Annotated in this window: 21 protein-coding genes and 1 tRNA gene; 16 read left to right on the forward strand and 6 right to left on the reverse strand. The window is 52.8% G+C overall.

Features of this window, described 5'->3' with window-relative positions; all coding sequences use genetic code 11:
* Positions 1-97: 97 nt before the first annotated feature.
* The 3 genes from ACTOVJ_RS05660 to tkt all read right to left on the reverse strand — a co-directional run bounded on the left by ACTOVJ_RS05660 (position 98) and on the right by tkt (position 4,805).
* Positions 98-1,048 carry a glucose-6-phosphate dehydrogenase assembly protein OpcA gene (locus tag ACTOVJ_RS05660; protein WP_449502236.1) on the reverse strand — a complete coding sequence of 317 codons (951 nt, stop codon included), beginning with the start codon at positions 1,046-1,048 and terminating at the stop codon, positions 98-100.
* A gap of 9 nt (positions 1,049-1,057) precedes the next feature.
* The gene (gene zwf, locus ACTOVJ_RS05665; protein WP_449503578.1) at positions 1,058-2,560 is read right to left on the reverse strand and encodes a glucose-6-phosphate dehydrogenase; all 1,503 of its coding nucleotides are present in this window, start codon (positions 2,558-2,560) and stop codon (positions 1,058-1,060) included.
* Positions 2,561-2,711: 151 nt separating this feature from the next.
* Positions 2,712-4,805: a transketolase gene (gene tkt, locus ACTOVJ_RS05670; protein ID WP_449504107.1), complete on the reverse strand. Its 2,094-nt coding sequence runs from the start codon at positions 4,803-4,805 to the stop codon at positions 2,712-2,714.
* Between the two features lie 129 nt (positions 4,806-4,934).
* On the opposite strand from tkt, the gene xerD reads away from it, so the two are divergent.
* The 11 genes from xerD to ACTOVJ_RS05725 all read left to right on the forward strand — a co-directional run bounded on the left by xerD (position 4,935) and on the right by ACTOVJ_RS05725 (position 14,909).
* Positions 4,935-5,858, forward strand: a complete 924-nt coding sequence (xerD, locus tag ACTOVJ_RS05675; RefSeq protein WP_449504108.1) for a site-specific tyrosine recombinase XerD — start codon at positions 4,935-4,937, stop codon at positions 5,856-5,858.
* 21 nt (positions 5,859-5,879) lie between these two features.
* Positions 5,880-6,731 carry a ParA family protein gene (locus tag ACTOVJ_RS05680; RefSeq protein WP_449502233.1) on the forward strand — a complete coding sequence of 284 codons (852 nt, stop codon included), beginning with the start codon at positions 5,880-5,882 and terminating at the stop codon, positions 6,729-6,731.
* Positions 6,731-7,555, forward strand: coding sequence for a segregation and condensation protein A (locus ACTOVJ_RS05685; RefSeq protein WP_449504109.1), 825 nt, complete (start codon positions 6,731-6,733; stop codon positions 7,553-7,555). The genes ACTOVJ_RS05680 and ACTOVJ_RS05685 overlap by 1 nt, the downstream gene beginning before the upstream one ends.
* Positions 7,497-8,063 carry an SMC-Scp complex subunit ScpB gene (gene scpB, locus ACTOVJ_RS05690; RefSeq protein WP_449503570.1) on the forward strand — a complete coding sequence of 189 codons (567 nt, stop codon included), beginning with the start codon at positions 7,497-7,499 and terminating at the stop codon, positions 8,061-8,063. The genes ACTOVJ_RS05685 and scpB overlap by 59 nt, the downstream gene beginning before the upstream one ends.
* Positions 8,060-8,809, forward strand: a complete 750-nt coding sequence (locus ACTOVJ_RS05695) for a pseudouridine synthase (protein WP_278013563.1) — start codon at positions 8,060-8,062, stop codon at positions 8,807-8,809. Before scpB ends, ACTOVJ_RS05695 begins: the two co-directional genes overlap by 4 nt.
* On the forward strand, positions 8,810-9,481 hold the full coding sequence (cmk, locus tag ACTOVJ_RS05700) for a (d)CMP kinase (protein WP_449502230.1): 672 nt from the start codon (positions 8,810-8,812) through the stop codon (positions 9,479-9,481).
* A gap of 9 nt (positions 9,482-9,490) precedes the next feature.
* Complete coding sequence (gene der, locus ACTOVJ_RS05705) at positions 9,491-10,954, forward strand: ribosome biogenesis GTPase Der (protein WP_449504110.1); 1,464 nt, start codon at positions 9,491-9,493, stop codon at positions 10,952-10,954.
* A 166-nt stretch (positions 10,955-11,120) separates the two neighbouring features.
* The gene (locus ACTOVJ_RS05710) at positions 11,121-11,435 is read left to right on the forward strand and encodes a DMT family transporter (RefSeq protein WP_449503572.1); all 315 of its coding nucleotides are present in this window, start codon (positions 11,121-11,123) and stop codon (positions 11,433-11,435) included.
* Entirely contained in the window at positions 11,435-11,791 is a 357-nt protein-coding gene (locus ACTOVJ_RS05715) for a DMT family transporter (protein ID WP_449503573.1), read from the forward strand. The genes ACTOVJ_RS05710 and ACTOVJ_RS05715 overlap by 1 nt, the downstream gene beginning before the upstream one ends.
* 129 nt (positions 11,792-11,920) lie before the next feature.
* Positions 11,921-12,973: a hypothetical protein gene (locus ACTOVJ_RS05720; RefSeq protein ID WP_449504111.1), complete on the forward strand. Its 1,053-nt coding sequence runs from the start codon at positions 11,921-11,923 to the stop codon at positions 12,971-12,973.
* Positions 12,960-14,909, forward strand: a complete 1,950-nt coding sequence (locus ACTOVJ_RS05725; RefSeq protein WP_449504112.1) for an ArnT family glycosyltransferase — start codon at positions 12,960-12,962, stop codon at positions 14,907-14,909. Before ACTOVJ_RS05720 ends, ACTOVJ_RS05725 begins: the two co-directional genes overlap by 14 nt.
* A 584-nt stretch (positions 14,910-15,493) precedes the next feature.
* Here the strand turns inward: ACTOVJ_RS05725 and ACTOVJ_RS05730 are convergent.
* Positions 15,494-15,567, reverse strand: a tRNA-Pro gene (locus ACTOVJ_RS05730).
* A gap of 141 nt (positions 15,568-15,708) precedes the next feature.
* Here ACTOVJ_RS05730 and pepN point away from each other — a divergent pair.
* The 5 genes from pepN (at position 15,709) to ACTOVJ_RS05755 (ending at position 20,729) form a co-directional block, all read left to right on the forward strand.
* Positions 15,709-18,210 (forward strand): aminopeptidase N, encoded by a 2,502-nt coding sequence (gene pepN / locus ACTOVJ_RS05735; protein ID WP_449502217.1) that lies wholly within the window; start codon positions 15,709-15,711, stop codon positions 18,208-18,210.
* Positions 18,211-18,291: 81 nt separating this feature from the next.
* Positions 18,292-18,735 (forward strand): FHA domain-containing protein, encoded by a 444-nt coding sequence (locus ACTOVJ_RS05740; RefSeq protein WP_449502216.1) that lies wholly within the window; start codon positions 18,292-18,294, stop codon positions 18,733-18,735.
* Entirely contained in the window at positions 18,732-19,475 is a 744-nt protein-coding gene (ftsR, locus tag ACTOVJ_RS05745; RefSeq protein ID WP_449502215.1) for a transcriptional regulator FtsR, read from the forward strand. The genes ACTOVJ_RS05740 and ftsR overlap by 4 nt, the downstream gene beginning before the upstream one ends.
* A 161-nt stretch (positions 19,476-19,636) precedes the next feature.
* On the forward strand, positions 19,637-20,152 hold the full coding sequence (locus ACTOVJ_RS05750) for a MerR family transcriptional regulator (RefSeq protein ID WP_449502241.1): 516 nt from the start codon (positions 19,637-19,639) through the stop codon (positions 20,150-20,152).
* Between the two features lie 220 nt (positions 20,153-20,372).
* The gene (locus tag ACTOVJ_RS05755) at positions 20,373-20,729 is read left to right on the forward strand and encodes an RNA polymerase-binding protein RbpA (RefSeq protein WP_449502214.1); all 357 of its coding nucleotides are present in this window, start codon (positions 20,373-20,375) and stop codon (positions 20,727-20,729) included.
* A gap of 86 nt (positions 20,730-20,815) precedes the next feature.
* Here ACTOVJ_RS05755 and ACTOVJ_RS05760 read toward each other — a convergent pair whose 3' ends face one another.
* Positions 20,816-21,580, reverse strand: coding sequence for a polyprenol monophosphomannose synthase (locus ACTOVJ_RS05760; protein ID WP_449502213.1), 765 nt, complete (start codon positions 21,578-21,580; stop codon positions 20,816-20,818).
* Positions 21,577-23,061 (reverse strand): apolipoprotein N-acyltransferase, encoded by a 1,485-nt coding sequence (gene lnt, locus ACTOVJ_RS05765; RefSeq protein WP_449504114.1) that lies wholly within the window; start codon positions 23,059-23,061, stop codon positions 21,577-21,579. The genes ACTOVJ_RS05760 and lnt overlap by 4 nt, the downstream gene beginning before the upstream one ends.
* Positions 23,062-23,094: the final 33 nt, after the last annotated feature.

Genomic DNA, 23,094 nt, shown 5'->3' on the forward strand with positions numbered 1-23,094 from the left:
GGTGTCCCGTACACCAAAAAAAACTCACTATCGTTATTTGGGGGGGGCCCCCCCAACCCCCCCCCCCACAACACATTTATTATCTTCAAAATATATCTCAACTGTGAGATGACGCCCTTTGGGCGGCAAATCGGCGAAGTACTTCGCGATATTCGCGATCCTCGCCCATGACGCGAAGCTCTTCAATCAACATCGCTTGAGAATTTCGCATTGGCATGGTTACTTCAAGCGCCTTGCGATGCGGTCGTCGGATAAAAGCGTGCTCGCTCCCGACTGGCCTATCGATCTGGAGCTCACCATCATGACGAACAAAAGTTACCGAATCAATCCCTTCGCCGCCGCCATGGGAAAGCTCGACTCTGACACCGAGACGTAGCTCAAGCCACGCCGCCAGGAGGTGAGCACCACCTTTCTCCGAATTTGCCACCACCCTGATTTGCTTGATCTGTTCGTGCGGAGGCTCATCAAGTATTGACGCCAGGTGTCCACGCCAAATGGTTAACCCTGCCCACGCAAGATCCGTGTCACCAGGGGAATAATTCGCGGCGAGCTCACCTAGTCGCACTACAGGATCGTCAACTGAATTGACATGAGTAATCCTGCGTTGAGCAATCTTGCCGATACTCGTCGTCGACGGGGACGACGGCGCATCTTGAGGCCACCAAGAAATAAGGGGAGTATCGGGAAGGACAAGTGGCATGACGAGACTGCCAAGATCCGTTCCAGCGCCACCTGATGGGCGCAAGATCACTATTTCAGCTAATCCAGCGGTATCCCCAAGAATCATTTGAGCATCGAGACGCGGTTCTTTGCTCTCATTCTCACCCGGGGCGTCGACGTCAGGGTCTTCGAGAACAACGATGATTCGTGCAGGATGCGCTCGGGCGACTCCGAGAACGGAGTTAATCACCTCAGAAACCGCTTCCTCTGAAGGACTGACAGCCACGAGCGTCACCACACGGGTAAGAGAGGAAGAACCATCAGTGGTCCGCTGCCCTTCCAACCATCGGCTCACATACGCCGACGTTGTTGCTTTAAGTTCGTACATTTTCTCTCCTTACGGGCGACGCCAGGCGCGACCATCCCGTTCCAACATCTCATCTGCTTCTCGTGGTCCCCATGAACCAGGTGCATACCGAGGAATCTTGCGCTGTGCTGTCTCCCAATACTGTGTGGCCTGATCTACCAATACCCATGACAACTCCAATTCCGTTTGTTGCGGGAACAGAGGTTCTTCGCCCATGAGAACATCAAGAATCAGGCGCTCATAAGCTTCAGGCGTATATTCGGTAAAGGCATGTCCGTATCCGAAATCCATTGTGACATCACGCAAAATTGTTTGGGAGCCTGGAACTTTCGCACCGAATTTGAATGTGACGCCTTCTTCCGGCTGGATACGAATCACAAGTGTGTTCGCATTGACATTCGCTACTGCTTCGTCAGCAAAAAACTGAAATGGGGGAGTACGGAAAGTCAAGGCAATTTCAGTGACGCGTCGACCCAATCTTTTACCTGCGCGCAGATAGAAAGGCACGCCAGCCCACCGTCGATTATTGATACCAAGGCGGAACGCAGCGTAGGTATCTGTTCGTGAGTCATTTGCGATTCCATCTTCATCGATAAATGACGTGACGTAATCGCCGCCCTGCCACCCAGAATCGTACTGGGCAAAAACGGAGGATTCTTCCACCGATCCGAGAAAATGAGTTGCGCTGAGCACTTTCTCTTTTTCAAGCCGCAGCGCCTCAGGTGTAAAGGCAGTGGGTTCTTCCATCGCTGTTAAAGCAAGGAGCTGAAGAAGATGGTTTTGGATGACATCGCGCGCTGCGCCGACACCATCGTAGTACCCGCCGCGACCAGCAATACCGATGTCCTCAGCCATGGTGATTTCGACGTGATCAACGTGAGCGTTGTTCCATAAGGGTTCATAAAGTTCATTGGCAAAGCGAAGAGCCAAAATATTCTGAACGGTTTCTTTACCGAGATAATGGTCGATGCGGAAAATTTCATTGTCGTTAAAAACACTCATGACGGTATCATTGAGTTCGCGTGAAGACTCAAGATTATGTCCAAAAGGTTTTTCGATCATGACTCGACGCCAGCCAGAATTCTCATGTTTATCTAGACCCGCGCCCTTGAGTTCCTCAAGCACGTGGGGAAAGAGTTTGGGAGGAATCGCGAGGTAGAAAGCATAATTTCCTCCCGTCCCGCGTTCCTCTTCCGCCCGCGTCAGTTCCTGAGCGAGTTTGGAAAAGGTCTGTGGCGACGTATAATCGCCAATCACCTGGCGAAAACCGCTCATGAGCTGGGAAAGCACGCGCTCATCGATCCCTGTATTTGTCCCGGCCCGGATCGCTTCCTCAGCCATCTGCGAGAAATCCTCGATCCCCTTTTTAGGACGAGCCACACCAATCAAGGTAAATGATGGTGGAAGTAATCCGCGATGTGCAAGATCGTAGATCGCTGGCAAAATCTTTCTTTTGGATAAGTCACCGGTTAAACCGAAAAGTACCAAACCGGCTGGGCCTGCCACGCGTTCGAGGCGACTGTCCCAGGGCATGACAAGCGGATTTTCCCAACTGCCCACGAATCGTTCTCCTTTTTCAAGCATCAGTCATGGACTGATAACGTTCATTAATCTCAAAGAATTCCAGAAAAGCTTCAGACGAGACAGACGGGTGACAAGTATTCTTGTCACCCGTCTGCTAGCGTCACTGAGCGGCTACGATTGATTCCTTCGCAGCCTCGACGACGTGTGCTGACGTCATACCAAATTTCTCCATCAGGAGTGAGCCGTCAGCAGATGCGCCGAAGTGGTCGATTCCGACGCTACGGCCGGCGTCGCCGACAATTCCTGCCCAGCCGAAAGTCACGCCTGCTTCCACTGAAACACGTGCGCGTACCGACGCAGGAATGACCGAGTCACGGTACTCGCGATCTTGCTTGTTGAACCATTCAAGACATGGCATCGACACTACACGCGCACCGATTCCTTCTTGTGCGAGTGCGGCACGTGCATCGAGCGCAAGTTGAACCTCCGAGCCAGTCGCAATCAGTACGACGTCGACCTTCTCCGAATCAGCCAGAACGTAGCCGCCCTTGAGCGTACCCTCAGCCGAGGCCAACACGTCTCCGTGAGCAGCACCTTCACCGCGTTCAAACACAGGTACACCTTGACGTGTCAGAACCAGGCCGGCTGGATTTGTTGTGTTTTCAAGGATTCCGCGCCATGCCCACGATGTCTCGTTAGCGTCTGCAGGGCGAACCATATCCAGTCCAGGGATTGCACGGTATGCCCACAGATGCTCAACCGGCTGATGAGTAGGGCCGTCTTCGCCCACGCCTACCGAGTCGTGAGTCCAGATGAAGATCGACGGGATTTTCATAATTGATGCGAGACGAACTGGCGGACGCATGTAATCGGCGAACACCAGGAATGTGCCACCATAGACGCGCGTGAGGCCTTCGAGAGTAATACCGTTGAGGATCGAACCCATCGCATGTTCGCGAATGCCGAAGTGAAGTGTGCGCCCGAATTCATTGCCCGGGAATTTTGCTGAACCGCGATCCGACGGGACGAAGGACGGCTCTCCATCCATTGTGGTGTTGTTTGACCCAGCAAGATCTGCTGAACCACCCCATAGTTCTGGAAGAACATCCTTGAGCGCGTTGAGAACCTTGCCCGAAGCTGCACGAGTGGCAATCTTCTTGCCGGGCTCAAATACCGGAAGAGCCTTCTGCCACCCTTCAGGAAGTGAACGGGTCAAGAGTCGCTGATAAAGTGCAAACTTATCAGGATTCGTGTTCTTCCATGCCTCGAACTTCGCGTCCCACGCTTCATGCGCTGCGGCCGCGCGATCAGCCGCCTGTTGACGTGTGTACTCAAGCAAGCCGTCCGGGACTTCAAATGTCGTGTCCGGGTTCAGACCGATGAGGGTTTTCAGTCGACGAATCTCTTCATCGCCCAGTGCGTTGCCATGGGCACCTGCGGAATCTTGAATGTTTGGCGAGGGCCAGGCGATGATGGTCTTGAGCTTGATGATTGATGGGCGATCAGTGGCCTTCTTCGCCTCTTCGATGGCGTTGAATACCGCCTCGAAGTTCTCCAAGTAGTCGCCACCATTTCGGAAATCAACAGTTTGGGTGTGCCAACCATATGCTTCGTAGCGAGCCAGAGCGTCTTCCGTATAGGCAATCGATGTGTTGTCTTCGATAGTGATGTCATTCTCATCGTAGAGGACAACCAAATTACCCAGTCGCTGGGTACCAGCAATCGACGACGCTTCGGAAGCAACCCCTTCCTCGAGATCGCCCTCACCCGCGATCACGAATGTGTAGTGATCAAACGGGGAATCGCCAAGAGGGGTGTTGGGATCGAGAAGGCCATGAATACGGCGCGTCGCCATCGCCATGCCGACGGCGTTTGAAATTCCCTGACCAAGCGGGCCAGTGGTGGTTTCAACGCCGCGAGTATGTCCATATTCCGGGTGCCCAGGGGTAAGCGATCCCCATTGACGCAAACCCTTCAGATCCTCAATCTCAAGGCCGGCTCCGGCAAAGAAAAGCTGGTTGTACAAAGTCAGCGAGGAATGTCCAGCTGAGAGTACGAAGCGGTCACGGCCGAGCCACTGATCATCTTCTGGGTCGAAATTCATCACCTTCTGAAAAAGCGTGTAGGCGACACCTGAGAGTGAGATCGCGGTTCCCGGATGTCCGTTACCGACATTCTGCACGGCGTCTGCGGTCAAACCGCGGCCAACCTCAACAGCAAGCTGATCTTGCTCAGTCCAGTTGAACTCAGACATAAAAGCTTTCCTTCTTTCTTCTTTCGGAAGACGTTTCACCTGTGATTCTAACCTGAGATGTCCGTGTTTTAATCCCGCAACACATGCCCAATCGTGAAAGAATCATGTCAAATGAGCGGGAGGAGTCTGATGGATGATGTAACGCCAGTGATGAATCGGCAACTTGAGCAATACCTGACCTACCTGCATGTCGAACGCTCAGTCTCCCCGAATACGTTAGAGGCATACCGACACGATCTGACGAAATATGCACATCATCTCGTTTCACGTTCGATCCAAAATTTCGCCGACGTCGGTGAAGAAGACGCTGCGTCGTTTGTCGATTACCTGCGTCAAGAGCTCAACATGGCGGTGTCGTCAGTTGCGCGAATGGTTACTGCGGTGCGGCAGTTCCACTCGTTTTTGCTAGACGAGAGGATGGCGCAGACGAATCCAACAGCAGATCTCCATCCACCTAAAATCGGTGCTCGGCTTCCCAAGGCGATTTCTGTGGAGCAGATGGTAACGCTCATTGAGATCTCGTCAGTTGGAGACACGCCAACGTCATTACGCGACCGCGCACTAGTGGAAATTCTCTACGGCACGGGTGCACGCATTTCCGAAGCTGTGGCATTAACTGCCGACGATATTTCTTTTGAGACATCGTCGATCCGTCTTTTTGGCAAGGGCCGCAAGGAACGGATCTTGCCATTAGGACAGTTCGCGATCGATGCTCTCGAAGCGTATATCGTGCGGGGACGTCCAACCCTCGCAGCAAAAGGAGCGGGATCGTCATTTCTTTTCCTCAATACTCGAGGAAAGCCTCTCTCGCGGCAAAGTGCTTGGGGAGTTATCCAACAGATTGCCGCACGTGCCGGAATTGAAGGAATATCTCCGCATACTTTCCGCCATTCATTCGCCACTCATCTTCTTCAAGGAGGAGCAGACGTGCGTGTCGTTCAAGAAATGCTTGGTCACGCATCCGTTACCACTACTCAGATTTACACTCTGGTTTCCCCGCAAACTCTTCAAGAAGTCTATGCGAGTGCTCACCCACGTGCGTGGCACGCATAGTTTTCCGGTAGATTTAGTTCTGTGAGTGCAGAACAGATCGAGCTTTTTCATGATGGTGATCAGGACTTCCCCCTTCCACAGGAGCTGGAGTCCCACGGCCCAGCGCGCATTATCGCGATGTGTAACCAGAAGGGCGGCGTCGGCAAAACTACGACGTCGATCAACCTCGCGGCGTCTTTGGCAGGGTATGGACGTAAGGTTCTGATCGTTGATTTCGATCCTCAGGGTGCAGCATCAGCTGGCCTAGGAATCAATGCCAATGCTCTTGATCGGACTATCTATGATGAGTTGCTCTCGCTCAAGCCTGATCCGTACCGGATTATTCAACACACGTCCGTGGACAACCTCGATATCTTGCCTGCCAATATTGAGTTGTCTGCTGCTGAAATTCAGCTCATTAATGAAGTCGCACGCGAACAGGCACTGACCCGGGTTCTCTCGCCGTGTGCTAATGATTACGATGTCGTCATTGTCGATTGCCAGCCGTCATTGGGCCTCCTGACAGTCAATGCCCTCACCGCAGCCCATGGAGTGATCATTCCGTTGGAGGCAGAATTCTTTGCTATGCGTGGCGTTGCGCTGCTGGTAGAACAGATCCAGCGTGTTCAGGATCGTCTAAACCCCAAGCTGGAAATTGACGGTGTTCTCCTGACGATGGTGGATACACGTACTCTTCATGCTCGCGAAGTCATTGCCACGATCCAAGCGCAGTTCAAGGAAAAGGTTTTCAACACGAGGATCTCTCGCACAGTGAAATTCCCTGATGCGACGATCGCGGCCGAGCCAATCACCACCTTCGCTCCACAGCATCAAGGTTCGCTCGCATACAAGCGTCTCGCGCGCGAATTGATTGCCCGCGGCGCGTCCGCCTGATGGATCAATCGAGTCTCCTGGATGACTCCGCCGGTGGATTTGCCGTCGAGCTTGACGTTTTCTCCGGACCATTTGAGGTGCTTCTGGCACTGATTGCCCGCAAACAGCTTGACATTACAGAGGTCGCACTCGGTGAAGTTACCGATGAATTCTTAGCTTTTGTCGCTGCTCAGGACGAAGCAGATCTGTCCCAAATGTCACAGTTCGTCCTAGTGGCAGCGACATTGCTCGATTTAAAAGCAGCACGGTTGCTTCCACGCGACAACAGTGCCGACGAAGACACCTACGAGTTACTCGAAGCGCGCGATCTTCTTTTCGCTAAGCTCCTTCAATACCGGGCATTTAAAGATGTCGCTAGCGTTTTTGCTGCGCAACTTGCAAGTCAATCTTTGTCCTTTCCCAGGCAAGTTCCGCTAGAGGAATATTTCCGTGGTCTTCTTCCACAGGTCGACTTGCGCATCACGCCAAGCGATCTGGCTCGTTTTGCCTCAGAAGCTTTTTTGCGTAAGCCACCCGAGATTGGGATCACCCATCTTCACGACCCAGTTGTGTCCGTTGACTCTCAGATCGCCTATATTCGCGATAAACTTGCTGTCGGCGAGGAAATATCGTTTGCACAGCTCTGCGCTGATACGCCAAATGTGCCAACGATTATTTCGCGTTTTATGGCAGTTCTCGAGTTAATACGTAGCGGATTGATCCATGTGGAACAAGCGGGAGCGCTCCAACCGCTCATCATTAAACGAATAGCACACCAGGAGAAGGATGCCTCAAGCAGCACAGAAGAAAGGCGCACTCGAAGCTATTTTGATGGTGGCCAGTGAGCCGGTGCCACTCAAAGCGTTGGCATTTGCAATTGATTCTCCAGAAAAAGAGACTTTGGAGCTTTTACGCAACTTGCAAAATGAATACACTATTGATGCCGAATATCCACGAGGTTTTCACATACGTGAAGTCGGGGGAGGGTGGCGCTTGTATTCGAATCCGCGCTACGCCGACGTCGTCGCAGGTTTTGTGACTTCTGGACAAAGCTCAAGGCTGTCGCAGCAAGCTCTCGAGACTTTAGCCGTCATTGCGTATAAACAACCGGTGACACGTGCACAGATTGCCGCAATACGCGGAGTTGAGGTAGATTCTGTTATTCGGACTTTGCAAACACGAGGTCTTGTGGAGCAAATTGCAGTGGCGCCTGCCACCGGTGCCGGGCTTTACGGGACAACCGAGCTTTTCCTTGAGAAGATGGGTATGAATAGCCTTGAGGAACTTGCACCGCTCGCACCGTACTTGCCTAGCGATGATGAACTTGAAGAAATTGAGAAGGAGCTGCCATGAGACAGCAAGATATGCACAACCCGAATGGCGAACGTTTGCAAAAGATTTTGTCACACGCTGGGGTAGCCTCGCGTCGAGCCGCCGAGGAACTGATCTCGGAAGGCCGCGTCGAAGTGAATGGACAGGTCATCCGTCAGTTGGGAATCCGTGTTGATCCCACTTCGGTGTCCATTCATGTCGATGGTATGCCTGTCCAGCTTGATCAATCGAAGTTTACGGTTGCCGTTTACAAGGAACCGGGTGTCGTTTCGACGATGCATGACGACCAAGGTCGACGCACACTGGCTGAATATGTCTCTGATCGACCCGAGCGTCTCTTCCACGTTGGACGTTTGGACATCGATACGGAAGGCCTGATCCTCTTGACCAATGACGGTGAACTGGCTCATCGGCTCACACACCCCAGCTATGAAATTCCAAAAACCTACATCGCTCGTGTCGAAGGTACGGTCACCCGTGGTCTTGGCAAGGTTCTCGAAAAGGGCATTACTCTTGAAGATGGGCCAATTAACGTTGACAAATTCGTTCTTCGTGAATCGCAGCGCAAGAATTCCATTATTGAAGTGACACTGCACTCAGGGCGTAACCGCATCGTGCGCCGTATGATGGAAGAAGTTGGACATCCGGTGATGGAACTTGTGCGCACTCAGTTCGCAAATATTCAGGTTGGTCACCTCAAACCTGGACGTTACCGTCAGGTTGCGGGAAGCGAACTTGGCGCGCTTATGCATATGGTGGGGATGTAAATGATTATTGCCATCGATGGCCCGTCGGGATCGGGCAAATCAACAGTATCGAAGATGATCGCCCATCGTAAGGGATTGGCTTATCTTGATACGGGAGCAATGTACCGTGCTGCAGCATGGTGGGCGCAAGAATGCAAAATTGATCTCGACGATCACGACGCCGTAGTTGAGTCAACAAAAACCATGCCGTTTACGCCACCTCTTGATCCCCATAATCAAACGTTTGTTGTGAATGGACGTGACATCACTGCCGCCATTCGTGAACCGTCACTGTCACGTGTTGTCTCAAAGGTGGCCGTTAACCTCGGCGTCCGTGACACGCTTGGTCAATTCCAACGCGAAATTATTACTTCGGAGCAGACTGGCGGATACTCGGGTGGCAGGGGAATCGTCGCTGAAGGTCGTGATATCACTACCGTCGTTGCGCCCGACGCTGATGTGCGTGTCCTTCTGACGGCTTCCGAAGAAGCTCGACTCGCCCGACGTGCGCGCGAAGTTCGTGGCGATGCGAGCGACGCTGCGATTGCGGCAACTCGTGCGGAAGTTGTTGACCGGGATAAGGCTGATTCAACAGTGTCGGAATTTATGCATGCCGCTGATAATGTGACCACAATTGATTCGTCCGCCCTCACTATTGAGCAAGTGGTAGACGCGATCCAATCGCTGATGTAAGGAACACACATGACTGAGAAGTACACGGAGTTCGAGGACGACCTGCAGCGTGTTGACATGCTGCGCTCGTTCCTGGAGGACTACGAACTGGAAGACGAAGACGAAGCACTTCTGGAACTCGCTGATCAGGATGAGATCCTTCAGCGTCCAGCGGGTTTCCCCGTCGTCGCAATCGTTGGACGCCCGAACGTAGGGAAATCGACACTGGTCAATCGAATCGTGGGGAAGCGCGTGGCGGTGGTTCAAGATCGCCCCGGTGTCACACGTGATCGTGTGCGCTACGATGCCGAATGGAACGGAAAGCAATTCACTCTCCTCGATACTGGAGGTTGGGAACCAGATCTTGATGGCATCGACAAGTCTGTTGCCGATCAGTCCGAACTGGCGATTAATGAAGCTGACGTCATTGTCCTGGTTGTTGATGCCACAGTAGGTGCGACAAATACTGAAGAGTTCATCATTGAACTGTTACGCAGATCAGGTAAGCCGATTGTCCTTGCTGCGAATAAAGTGGATGGACCACAAGGCGAGTCCGACGCGGCAATGCTGTGGTCGTTAGGTTTGGGAGAGCCGTTCCCTGTTTCTGCTCTTCATGGACGAGGCACAGGCGATCTTCTCGATCAAGTCACCCGAATTATGCCTGAAAAGTCTGCTACTGCCTCACTTCGCCCCGGCGTGGGGCCACGTCGAATTGCCTTGGTTGGGCGTCCGAATGTAGGTAAGTCGTCCCTACTCAACCAGCTTGTTGGAGAGAACCGCGTCGTCGTTGATCCTCTTGCGGGAACAACCCGCGATCCTGTCGACGAAGTCGTGATGTTGGACAACCAACCGTGGACGTTCGTCGATACTGCGGGTATCCGCCGACGTGTCCACCTGACCCGTGGCGCAGATTACTACGCCTCGCTTCGTACTCAGAACGCGGTAGAGAAGGCCGAACTCGGGCTAGTTCTTATCGATGCGTCGGTTGCGTTGACAGAGCAGGATATCCGAGTGATGCAACAGGTTATCGATGCAGGTCGCGCAATGATCGTCATTGCGAATAAGTGGGATCTGGTTGATGAGGAACGCCGTTATAATCTCGATCGCGAATTAGAAAAAGAACTGGTTCAGATGCCCTGGGTTCGTCGCGTGAACCTGTCGGCTAAGACTGGCTGGCACACAAACCGCTTGACAACTGCAATGAACGAAGCGCTCGAATCGTGGGACAAGCGCATCACCACTGGCAAGCTCAACTCTTTCCTCGGTGAACTCGCTGCTGCACACCCGCATCCAGTGCGCGGTGGCCGACAGCCACGCATTATGTTTGCGTCGCAGGTATCAAATCGACCGCCACGTTTTGTCCTCTTTGCCACGGGCTTCCTTGAAGCCTCGTACCGTCGTTTCATCGAGCGCAAATTGCGCGAAGCTTTCGGCTTTGAAGGCTCTCCTATCGAGATTTCCGTTCGAGTACGTGAACGCCGCAAGCGCAAGTAGCCACTTGTCATGGCATTATGCCTGAGGGATAGAGATTGATATCTCCATCCCTCAGGCTGGCATTTCAGCTGCAATGTGATGTGCTAGCCTGTGGGCAGGCGTCAATCCCGCCCGCGGACGAGGGAGCCGTACCCGCACATGACCGACGGCCAGCAAAGGATTGTTGATGGCATGGTTCATATTGCTATGCTCTGGCCTGATGGAAGCTGTGTGGGCAATTGCCCTGGCGAAGTCCGATGGTTTTACGAAGCGTACACCCACTGTAGTTTTTGTCCTCGCTTCCATTCTTTCGCTTGCTGGGCTTGCAATGGCAATGACTCAGATCCCTACCGGTACTGCGTATGCGGTATGGACGGCAACGGGTGCATCGTTGACAGTAATGTATGCTATGGTCACCGGTGAAGAACGAGCTAGTTATGTGAAAATTGCGGTATTGGTAGTTCTCGTCGCATGCGTTATCGGGCTGAAGGCGGTGGCATAATGGCTTGGGCTGTTCTTATTATTTCGGGATTCTGCGAGGCGATCTGGGCCACTGCTCTCGGACAATCGCACGCTTTGACGGTGTTTTTCCCTTCCTTTATCTTTGTTGTCGCGATGGCAGTGTCGATGGGAGGTTTGGGATGGGCTCTCAAACGAATCCCCGTCGGGACGGCCTACGCAGTATGGACTGGAATCGGATCAGCTCTCACCGTGACATATGCGATGATATGGGGAGACGAGCCAGTATCTGTGCTCAAGGTAATGTTGATTACCGCAATAGTTGCCTGCGTGGCAGCACTCAAGCTTTTTCACGATCCGTTACCCTCAAGGAAGAATATCCCTGACAATGCCGACTAAATGCCGGAGTTTTCTATGACATCCACTGCTCAACAGAGACCACGTCTCGCGCCTCGACATTATTTTATATTGGTCACTGCACTAGGCTTGATTGTACGTTTCTTGGGAACACCGCTCATCTCCGCGGACATGAAATGGTTTTTATTGCCGTGGTTTGAACAGATGCACTCACGCGGAATCGCATCTCTGTCTGAACAGGTTGGCAACTATGGCCTTCTTTATCAAACTCTTATTGCCGCTTTAACCTACATTCCACTCCCGGCAGTATTCCTCTATAAGACCGTTTCGATCATTTTCGATGTTCTTCTCGCCATGTCGGCAGCACACATCGCAGCACGGATCACTGGGACATCACGCACTGATCAGCCCGCACGCGTGGCATACCTGGCACTCATGCTTCTTCCGCCATTCGTCATTAATTCTGGATGGTGGGGCCAGTGCGATTCAATGTATTCGCTTGCTGCGTTATGGACACTTGTGTTCCTCTACGAAAAACGCTACGCAGCGTCTGGGCTTTCCCTGGGACTTGCGTTCGCACTGAAGCTTCAAACGATCTTTATCATGCCCTTTATCGTCGCCGTTTATGTTCTGCGACGCCGGTTCCCATTCCCGGAGTTGGCCTACGCAGCAGCGACATTCTGGGGGAGCGGAATTCTTGCCTATTTCTTTGGTCGTTCCCTGTTGGCGCCATTGTCGATTTATGCGGGACAAACTGGTGATTTTCCACATATGGTGGTCAACGCACCAAGTTTTTGGTACTTCTTCCCGGATCGTTTCGATATTCTCCATCGACCAGCGATCCTCGTTTGCGGCATGATCCTCGCAGTCGGTTTCTTCGCAATCACCTTGAAGAAAGTTCGTCTCGATACCTGGACAAGCTATTTCGCAGCAAGTGCGTGGATGGTCTGGACATGCTTCTGTTTTCTTCCGGCGATGCACGAAAGATATTCCTACCTTTTGCAGGTCATCCTCATCCTGCTCGCGGTGAGTGCGCGCAATTTCTGGCCTTTCCTGATGATTGAAACGCTGGTGACGTGCGTGACGTACGCGAAATTCTTCCATATCGGCCCCGGTGTGAATCTCGCCATTGTCGGCGTTGAGCTCGCTGCATGGGCAGCCTTCACCTGGTGTATTTTCACTCGTTTCTGTTGCAACTTGGAGCATATTAATGACGAACAGTGACATGACATGGACCCGTCGCGAGAAGGTCTTGTGCGTATTCCTCTGTCTTATTGTGATCGCGGCCTGGTCAATTAATCTCGGTGCAAATGGCTACGCAAACAATTTCTACGCTGCAGCGTCATGGGCCGGAGCGCAATCGTGGAATGCGTTGCTGTGGGGCGCAGTTGATCCTGCGGGCTTTATCAGTGTCGATAAACCACCGCTGGCCTTGTGGCTACCGGCAATGATGATCAAAATTTTCGGCTTGCATCCGTGGGCAGTGATTTTCCCGCAGGTCATCATGGGAGGACTCACTGCAGCGCTCATTTTTGCAATGATTCGTACGGCATTGTTTGATCGCGACGAACGTGTACGGCTTTTCTGCGCTGGGGGAGGAGTGGTTCTTTTCGGTCTCACTCCTGTCGCTGCTCTGATGTTTCGTTATAACAATCCCGATGCGCTTCTCGCTCTGATCATGACAGCATCAGCAGCAGCCGCCATCAAGGCAATCGCCCGGAGACGGATCCGGTGGTTAGCTGTATCAGGTGCGTTACTTGGGTTTGGGTTTTTAACAAAGCAGCTCCAAGTTGCGCTGATTTTCCCTGCGCTCTATCTCACTGTTGCTCTCTATTTCCATGGATCTTGGCGACGACGGTGTAGCGGGCTCCTTGCGCATCTGGCATCTTTTTTGGCTACCCTCGGCGTGTGGGCACTTCCTGCCGCGCTTGTCTCGCCTCAATCGCGTCCATATTTTGGCGGGAGTACCAAGAATTCCTTCCTCGACCTCACTCTGGGCTACAATGGGATAGCGAGAGTGTCAGGCTCAGGTCAGGCTTCCGGTGGAATTTTTGACCAGATTGTTGAGCGAATTGTTCACTTGGGGCGGCTTTTTGCAACAACAAATGCGCTCCAGTGGTCATATTTCGGGTTCCTCGGGCTGGTGATTCCTGTCCTCGCATACGTGATTCTCGTGCGTCAAACTTCCATTGATGTCTCGCTCTCACCTATGCGCCGTATTGAGCAGTACCGAGCGAATCTGACAATGCCTCAGCGAACAGCTCATTCGACGATCGTGCTGTCTTATGGTTGGTTTATCACCTCGTTCTTGCTCTTCTCGTGGATGAAAGGCATGTTCCATAGCTATTACCTCGTCGCTATGATTCCTCCCATGCTCATTTCGCTGTGCGTCAGCGTCGGGATATTGATCGCCACATGGAATCGACTCTCTCGCGGACTCACTATTGTGATCGGGCTCGTTGCTATTGTGACGCTTCTTTGGCAACTTTTCCTCGCTCTTACGGCAAAAGGTTGGCTCGTATACGGAGCAGTTGCGTCCGCCGTCGGCGTGGTCGGTGCCATTATTGTTTTCACGACGGGTATCGCTAGCCGACGGGGGTGCCGTCAGTTATTAGGTGCTCTATGCATAATATCGTTCCTTGCAATTCCACTCGCAGCGACAGCGCAGACGAATGCCCTACCTCATAAAGGAAGCGTGCCAAAGGCACCGGGAATTTTACGACCCGCCGTCAAAACTGGTCAGGATCCGTGTGCGCCAGATTTTATACGCCCGGGTATCGTGGATCTCGAGAGCTCGTTTCACGATATTCAGAGGCTGACAGCGGCGAGCACATCACGTTGGCCGATTGCGACCGTGAACTCCTACTGCGCCTCGCTTTATGAGCTTGCGACGCAGACTCCGGTGATGGCAATTGGCGGCTGGGACGGAGTCGATCCGACTCCGAGCCTCGAGGCATTCATGGGGTATGTTCGCCGCGGCGAGGTCGCGTATTTCATTCCTCGCTATCCAACTCCCGGCAATGATGACCTCGAGAAGGCGTCGCGTCGGGTCACTCACGGTCCTGCCCAAGACATCACCACATGGGTATCGCAGAATTTTGAATCACTCACACTCGATGGCCGCGTGATCTTTGATCTGCGCAAACCACGAAACTCCTAGTGGCACAAAAAATACGGGAAGGACATTCTCAGTTTTGATCATGGATCGCAGCGTGTCATTCCATCACAAAGTGATCGAATACGGAAACTGATTCTCTCGAATGATGTGATGGATGAAACTTCACATCATTTCTTGTAGAGAAGAACGAAAGATTCCTGTGCAGACATTGAAATAACGAGTCGAACGAAAGGGCGAGAGTGGCCTTACTTCCGTCTCGTTTTTTAGTCTTATAGGGCAAAATGTGTTGCTGGGGGTGTAGTAGGTTTCGTTCTATTGGACGCTGCGGTGTGGGTCGGTCCAGTTGATGCCGGTGCCCCATTGGTTGATCTGTGTTTGGGCTTGATGCAGTGAAGTGCCTGGACTGTACAATGCACGGATTTGATCCAGTGAATCTCGAGCCTCAATGAGCTGGCAGTAAGTATCGACGATCTTCCCGTTTGGTCGGCGGGTTTTTCAGCAAGAAAGTCCTTGTAGCGGTGATTCCACCCAGTAAGATCGACCAACCAAGCGATGGACTCTTCCCAGGTGGCGATACAAAAAGCCCGGCATCTCCTTTTCAGCGGAATACCGGGCTTTTCAGATTGTCGGGCTAGCGGGATTTGAACCCACGACCCCTTGACCCCCAGTCAAGTGCGCTACCAAACTGCGCCATAGCCCGTCGGGTATTGATGGTAGCGCAAAAATTACAAAACTCCCAATCGAAACTTCAGGTGGCACTCACCACAATGTCCCTCTTCATCTGCAGACAAGCCCTGAAAATATTTGCAAACATACTCTATGACGAGTTGAATATGTAGTTATGACTGAAAACTTGCAACGATTCGAGGCTATGGCGCGCTCTAGCGCACTTGAGATTGCGACCTATCGCATCCACCTCGACCTTTCCGAGTCAACGACATCGCAGCGCACTTTCCCGACCTCAACAGTCGTGCAGTTAACGGCGCACAAAGATATCCAGACCTTTATGGACTTCATTGGCGAATCGGTCAGCTTTGTCCGCATCGACGAAGAAATCTTCACCCCACAGTTCGACGGCGCCCGGGTAACTCTCCCGATATTGACCGCTGGTGATCATGAAATCGAAGTTCGCGGCCGAGCCGTCTATTCGCGCACAGGGGAGGGGCTCCATCGATTCGTCGATCCCGCCGACGGCGAAACTTACCTCTATACCCAGTTTGAGCCAGCAGACGCCCGCCGCGTTTTCCCGAATTTCGAACAACCTGATCTTAAGGCGAGCTTTCTCATCTCGATGACTGCGCCGGCGTCGTGGACGGTTATTTCGAACGAACGCCAAGTGAACTCGCGCCCTGCGGGCGAAAATTCACAAGGAACTGCGTTGATGCGCTTTGGCTTCCAGGACACCAAGCGCATGTCGACCTACCTGACAGCTTTTATTGCAGGCCCCTATGCACGTTTCGCTGATGAGTACGATGGCATTGCACTTGGCTTCTACACCCGCAAGACACTCGCTCCGTTCTTCGACGCGGACGCCGTTGCTCTGATCACGAAGCAGGGTCTGGCGACTTTCCCGACAGCCTTCGGTATGCCCTATCCATGGGGTAAGTACGATTCGATCTTTGTCCCTGAGTACAATCTCGGCGCAATGGAAAATCCTGGCGCTGTCACGTTCAACGAAGATGCTTACATTTACCGCGGTGCCGCTACTCGCGCACAGTATGCTGGACGCGCCAACACCATTCTCCACGAGATGAGCCACATGTGGTTCGGCGATCTCGTCACGCCTCAGTGGTGGGATGATCTGTGGCTCAAGGAATCATTTGCAGAGTTCATGGGGGCCTGGGCATCAGCTGAGGCAACGGAATTCACCGAGGCATGGTCTGCCTTCGCAGGTGCTCGAATCTCCTGGGCAATGGCCAATGACCAATATCCAACGACCCATCCTATCGTCGCTGATATTCCAGACCTCGAAGCTGCCGATCAAAACTTTGATGGCATCACTTATGCCAAGGGCGCCGCAGTGCTCCGTCAGCTTGTTGCTTTTGTTGGCCAGGACGCTTTCTTCGCTGGCGCACGGACATATTTCCAGGCGCACAAGTTCGCCAACGCAACGCTCAAGGATCTCCTCCATGAACTCGAGATCGCGTCAAACCGAGACCTCTCTGAGTGGGCACGCCAGTGGCTCCAATCAACCTCTGTTTCTACCATTCGTGCAGAACGCACCCCTGAGGGGCTACGCCTGATCCAAGAAGGTACCGACAGCCACGGTACCCCCATCACGCGCCCGCACCGATTCTCTGTTCAATCGTTGCGCAAGGAAGGAAACACGCTCACCACTGTGGCAAACGTTCAGGTCGAACTGACCACCGACGTCGTCGTTCCGTGGGATTCTCTCGGAGGCGCCGACGTCGATGCTCTCGTTCCAAACGCTGGCGCACAGACGTACGCCAAGATCGCTCTCGACGAGCGTTCCCTCGACGCGGTGCTTGAATCTGACGTCGATGACGAATTGACGCGTTCCGTTGTGTCCACAGCACTGTGGCAAATGGTCCGCGATGCACGACTCGATCCACGTCAATACGTTACCTTCGTCTTGTCGCAGCCGACTGCTCAGCCAAGTTTACTCTCGCAGCGCACCACGGCTGCTCTCTCTGTTGCCCTGCATTTGGCACATCCAAACCTGCGACACGAGCTGATTGAACAACTCTATGACGGAGCTCGTGCAAACGTTGAAAGTTTGGAGCCGGGGACGGATGCCCACACCACCTGGTCGCGGACTCTCGCACGTGCGGCAACGATGGTGCCGCACTCCGGCTCCGTGCTTCGCGAATTACTCGAAAAAACCACCGATCAGGATCTGCGCTGGGGCTATTTCAAAGCTCTCGCTGCGCTGGGTGTGGCAGGGGAGGCTGAGCTCGAAGCAGAACTTCGCGCTTCAGGTTCGTCAGCCGATCAGGTTGCCCACCTCGAGGCGGTGTCCCTCATGCCAGGAACACGTGAAGCAACGCTTGACCGCTTACTCAACGGTGAAAATTCCAATCTCGAGGCTCAAGCCCTGATCAATGGCTTTGCCCATCCAACAGGAGCCGACGAGGCGAGAGCCGCGTTGCCGCACTACTTTGACCACGCCACCGAGATCTGGGACAAGTTCTCCCAAGAGATTGCTGAACGGATTCTGTACGGACTTTACCCAGCATCTGATCTGGATCACAGCGACGATCTGGCTGCGGCTTATGCATGGCTGGAGGCTCATCACGATGCTCCAGGAGCGCTGCGTAAGCTCATCCTGGACAAGGCTGACGATCACGAGCGCAAGCTCACAATCCAAAGAACTTTCCGGTAATCACAGGCCGGGGTGCAACCATGCGCCCCGGCCGTGAATCGGCTAAAGTTACGTTCAGATAACGGAGGGGGAAACGCAAAGATGAGCGAATTTTCAAATGACCCGAGCCAGACATCAAAGTTCTCGGCCATTGTTCTTGGAACACCGACTGAGCATCCGCAGCTGCGCGCACTGAGTGCAGACGACCGCGTCGCAATTTCGAATCTCCCTATTGATTCTGCATTGCTTATTGTTCTATCGGGGCCAAACGAGGGAGCCCGTTTCCTCCTCAACTCCGACGTGACGACAGCTGGCCGTTCAACCCGCCAAGACATCTTCCTCGACGACGTCACCGTGTCTCGTAAACATGCTCAGTTTGTCCGTGAAAACGGGGAATTCTTCGTCCGTGATTCCAACTCCCTCAACGGTACCTACGTTAATCGTGAGCTTGTAGACGAAGCCAAGCTCACTGATGGCGACGAAGTTCGTATCGGGAAATTTGCTCTCACTTTCTATGATTCACCGTTAAAGGATGCACATAAGTGAGAGCACAACCACAGGTTGCGCCCGAGTTATTAACGTCGTGGCCGCACGAGGTTTCGCACGAACCGAGCTTGAAAATCGGCGAAGTTCTTGACGTCCTCGCAACAGAGTTCCCTTACCTCGCGGCCTCAAAGTTGCGATACTTTGAGTCACTTGAACTTTTAGTCCCTCACCGAACGGCGTCTAATCAACGCTTGTACTCCGCTGCCGACGTCGAACGGTTGCGTTTCATTCTCATTGAACAACGCGACCGTTACACGTCCCTTCCACAGATCAAGGAGATGCTCAAGCAACTCGATACTGGTCTCGTCGAACGGGCTCACCCGGGTCGTATGCGCGTCTTGGCAGATAACGAGATTGTGAAGCCTCAACCGGGCACGCGTCTGCATAAGGACGAACTGGCTCAGCTGACAGGTGTATCAATGGCACAGATCGAACAACTCATCGACGCTACGCTCCTCGTTCCTGATTCTCGTGGACGACTGACCGCACATGCTGTGGATATCGTTCGTTACGTCAAAATGTTGGGGGAGAAGGGTCTCGACCTGCGAAAAATCCGCTCAATCCGCAACGCTGCGCGTGCTCACGCGGTCAACGCTGTTTCGACGCTCGAATCTGATCGCGCAAAATCCACGCCAGTCTTCCGTGAACGTGTCATTTCGGAAGCGGGAGAACTCGCTACCTTGATGTCCCATGCCTACAGGGCACTGTTGCTGGAGAGCATTGACGTCGAATTGCGCTGACAGACAGGAGCTAGGAGACAAAACCTCAAGTACAACTTGAGACATGCTGGTGAAACACGCCGTTCACCCCTCAAGTTCTTTCCAGGCGCTACACTTAACGCTGTACTTAATGAGTGATAGGAGACGACGTGAGCGAGGTTCACCCACAAAGAGCACAGGGAATGCTCTTTGGCGACACGCTGCCGGATCTGGACAATGAGTCCGGCTACCGCGGCCCAGCAGTTTGCCGTGCCATCGGGATCACGTACCGTCAGCTCGATTACTGGGATCGTATCGGACTCGTTGAACCCACGATTCGTTGTGCATCCGGTTCAGGATCTCAGCGTTTGTATTCCTTCCGTGATATTTTGGTTCTGAAAGTTGTTAAACGCCTGCTTGACACAGGTGTGTCGTTGCAACAGATCCGTGTCGCTGTCGATCAGCTCGGCGAATATGGTGTTGAAGACCTCGCCGCGGTCACCCTTATGTCCGATGGCGCCTCAGTGTACTTATGCACATCCGACGACGAAGTCATCGACTTGATTAACGGCGGCCAAGGAGTTTTTGGTATTGCGGTTGGCCGAGTATGGCGTGAAGTTGAAGGTTCGCTTTCCGAGCTTCACCCTGAGTCACTTGAACATCACATTGTTGACGAACTCGCAGCGCGTCGTGCCGTGAAGCGTTCTAACGCAAGTTAAATTTTTCTCACAATTATCAGGCGGGGGGGAGCTCTCTCCGCCTGATTCTTTTCTCTTTTCTTTTTTGACATAATGTACATTATCGGCCAAATAGAGAAATTGCTGGATATCGTCCATAAGTGACTTTTTCCCGCGTCTGCGCCACTTGGACTGTGTGTGCTATTCAGCGTCAACCCATGCTTCTAAAATAGAAACAACGTATTTTTACCTAGGAGGAAACATGGCGGAACGCTCGCTACGCGGTATGAAGATTGGTGCAAATTCTCTTGAGTCAGATGCTGGAGTCGCTTTTGTTGAGCGCCGTGAAGAAGAATACTTCTGCCCAAACGGACACCGCTTCTTCGTTACTCTCGCTGCCGATGCTGAAGCTCCAGCAAAATGGGAATGCAAGTGTGGTCAAATGGCTGATCTTCTTCGTGGCGGCGGTATCGAAGAAAACAAGAAGATGAAGCCCGCACGCACCCACTGGGATATGATCCTTGAACGCCGGTCACTTGAAGAGCTTCAAGTTCTCCTCGATGAACGCCTCGAGCTTTTACGCACTGGTAAACTGCGCGCACGCCGCCCTCAGCACTGATTTCACCGTACTAGTTCACTGTCAAGAGTTGTGGCTGTTGAAACTTTTAGTTCCAACAGCCACAATTGACATAATATGCGATTCACTCACTTATTTGTTAAACGATGACGAACAGCACCGATCAGTGATTTTACCTGTTCTGCGCGATGTACTATTCCGAGCTTCGTCGCACGGATCAAGGCTTCACTGACAATCGATTTGCTCATCTTTGACTCTCCCGCTTCTCGCTCATGGAAAGAGATCGGAACTTCCACGATGCGACCACCAAGGCGATGAATCTTTTCCGTCATGTCGACTTGGAAGAAATAGCCTGCTGATTGCACCGAATCATCATCAATTTTCATCAATGTATCAGTGCGGTAGACACGAAAACCTGCCGTAGCATCCTTCGCCGGCAATCCCAGCCACAACTTAATATAAAGATTTCCACCGCGTGATAGAACCTCACGTGCCTTTGACCAGTTCACTACCTCCCCACCACGGATCCAGCGAGAACCAATCACCAGATCGGGAGCATCAGAGGCAAAGGCTCGTTCAAGTAACAATGGCAATTGCTGTGGACGATGGGAACCGTCGGCATCCATTTCAACGACATAGTCGTAGTGATGCTCCGCCGCCCATGCGAAACCTTCAAGATAGGCGCGTCCAAGCCCATTCTTTTCTTTTCGATGCAGAACATGGATACGAGGATCACTCGCTGCTAAACCGTCGGCGATTTCCCCTGTTCCATCAGGGGACGAGTCGTCAATTACTAAAACATGTGCATCAGGAACCGCATTAAATGTCCGCTCAATCGCAACCGGAAGCGTTTCTTTTTCGTTGTAGGTTGGAATACAGATCAGCACGCTCATACGCGTTCCTTTCTCTTGCGTAGAAGTCCTCCTACAGCCACAATACCGCTAATGGAACCCAGAATGCCGAGTAGCACGACTCGTTGTTCCTCAGTAGTTGCCGCAAAAGTTTTCTGTGCTGACAGCGTCAATCGCACCACACGCGCGTCCGGGATATTATCAACAACGCGATAAACAGTGTTTCCGCGCGCGTCAATCACTCCACTAATACCCGAGGTTGCCACTTGTACAACGGCACGACCAAATTCAATCGCTCGGAACTTCGCAATCGCAAATTGTTGTAACGGCTCACCCGTACCTTGGAAAGTCGCATTATTCGTCGGAGCAACAATAAGTTGAGCACCCGATCGAATCGCTTGTGCAACGACACCCGTATCGGCAATTTCAAAACAGATAGGCGTGGCGATCGGAATTGTGCGCTGATGGAGATGGACGTTGATCAGAGCCTGCGCATGTCCGGGCACCATGTCCACTGCCACTTGATCCACAGCTGTGGTGACTTTTCTCAAGACATCTCGATACGGAATGTATTCTCCGAAGGGAACTGGATGCTGCTTCGCATAGCTGTGCACTACTTCCCCACGGTCAAGAGAAACATACTCATTGAGTCGCGTATTACCTGAAAAACTCTGCGAGCCCAGCAAAATCGGTGCCGACGTCGCTTGAGTCAGCTGTGAAATAATTGCACCGGCGTCGGGATCACGGCGAAAGTCGAGATCTGAGGTGGACTCAGGCAAGAGAACAAGATCGTGTTTTGTTGACACGATCTTCAGCGCAGCCGCAACGTGATTTCGGGTTACTTGTAACGCTCGATCCTCACCCGGAGGGTCAGGAACTGATCCTTGCACAATCGCAGCATCGAGCGTCCCGACTGGAGGCGCACCAATCGGAATAAAAATGCACGCACCAATCGCAATAATCGAGAGCATCCCAGTTGCAATAATTGTCAAACCTCGTCTCGAAATTAACGCCTGTCCGAACAAAACTGAAATTGCGACTGTTACGAAGGACACAAGAGCTACCGAACCATAGGGTGCAAGGTTCGCCAATGGGGAGTCGACGACGGTATATCCCACGCTCCCCCACGGCATGCCTCCCAGCGGCCAGGACGAACGCAGATATTCAATTGCCACCCAAATGAAAGCGGCACATGGAGCTGCACCCCACCGCAAGACTCGGGCACAACCGTTCCACAAAATCCCCACCACGACAATGAACAGAGCTTCCAGGAGTGAAAGCGCGATCTGTGCAAGAACGGTGTGTGCTGCCGACGCAGCCCAATCAAAGAGCAAGAGGAAATACGTCGTCGCCCACACCAGAGCCCACCAAGCTCCAGATTTTGCACTCCCGCGCACCGTGACGATCCATAACGCTGCCAGACCAAAAAAGGACAAAGGCCACCAGCCGAGTGGTTGTCCGGCACACCATTGTGCTATTCCTCCGCTGAGAGCGAGAAAGCAGGAGACGAAAAAGTTTTTCACTACTTAAGGATACGGGTGGAAAAGAGAAAACAG

Source organism: Arcanobacterium sp. (ex Cirak et al. 2026), assembly GCF_053585065.1.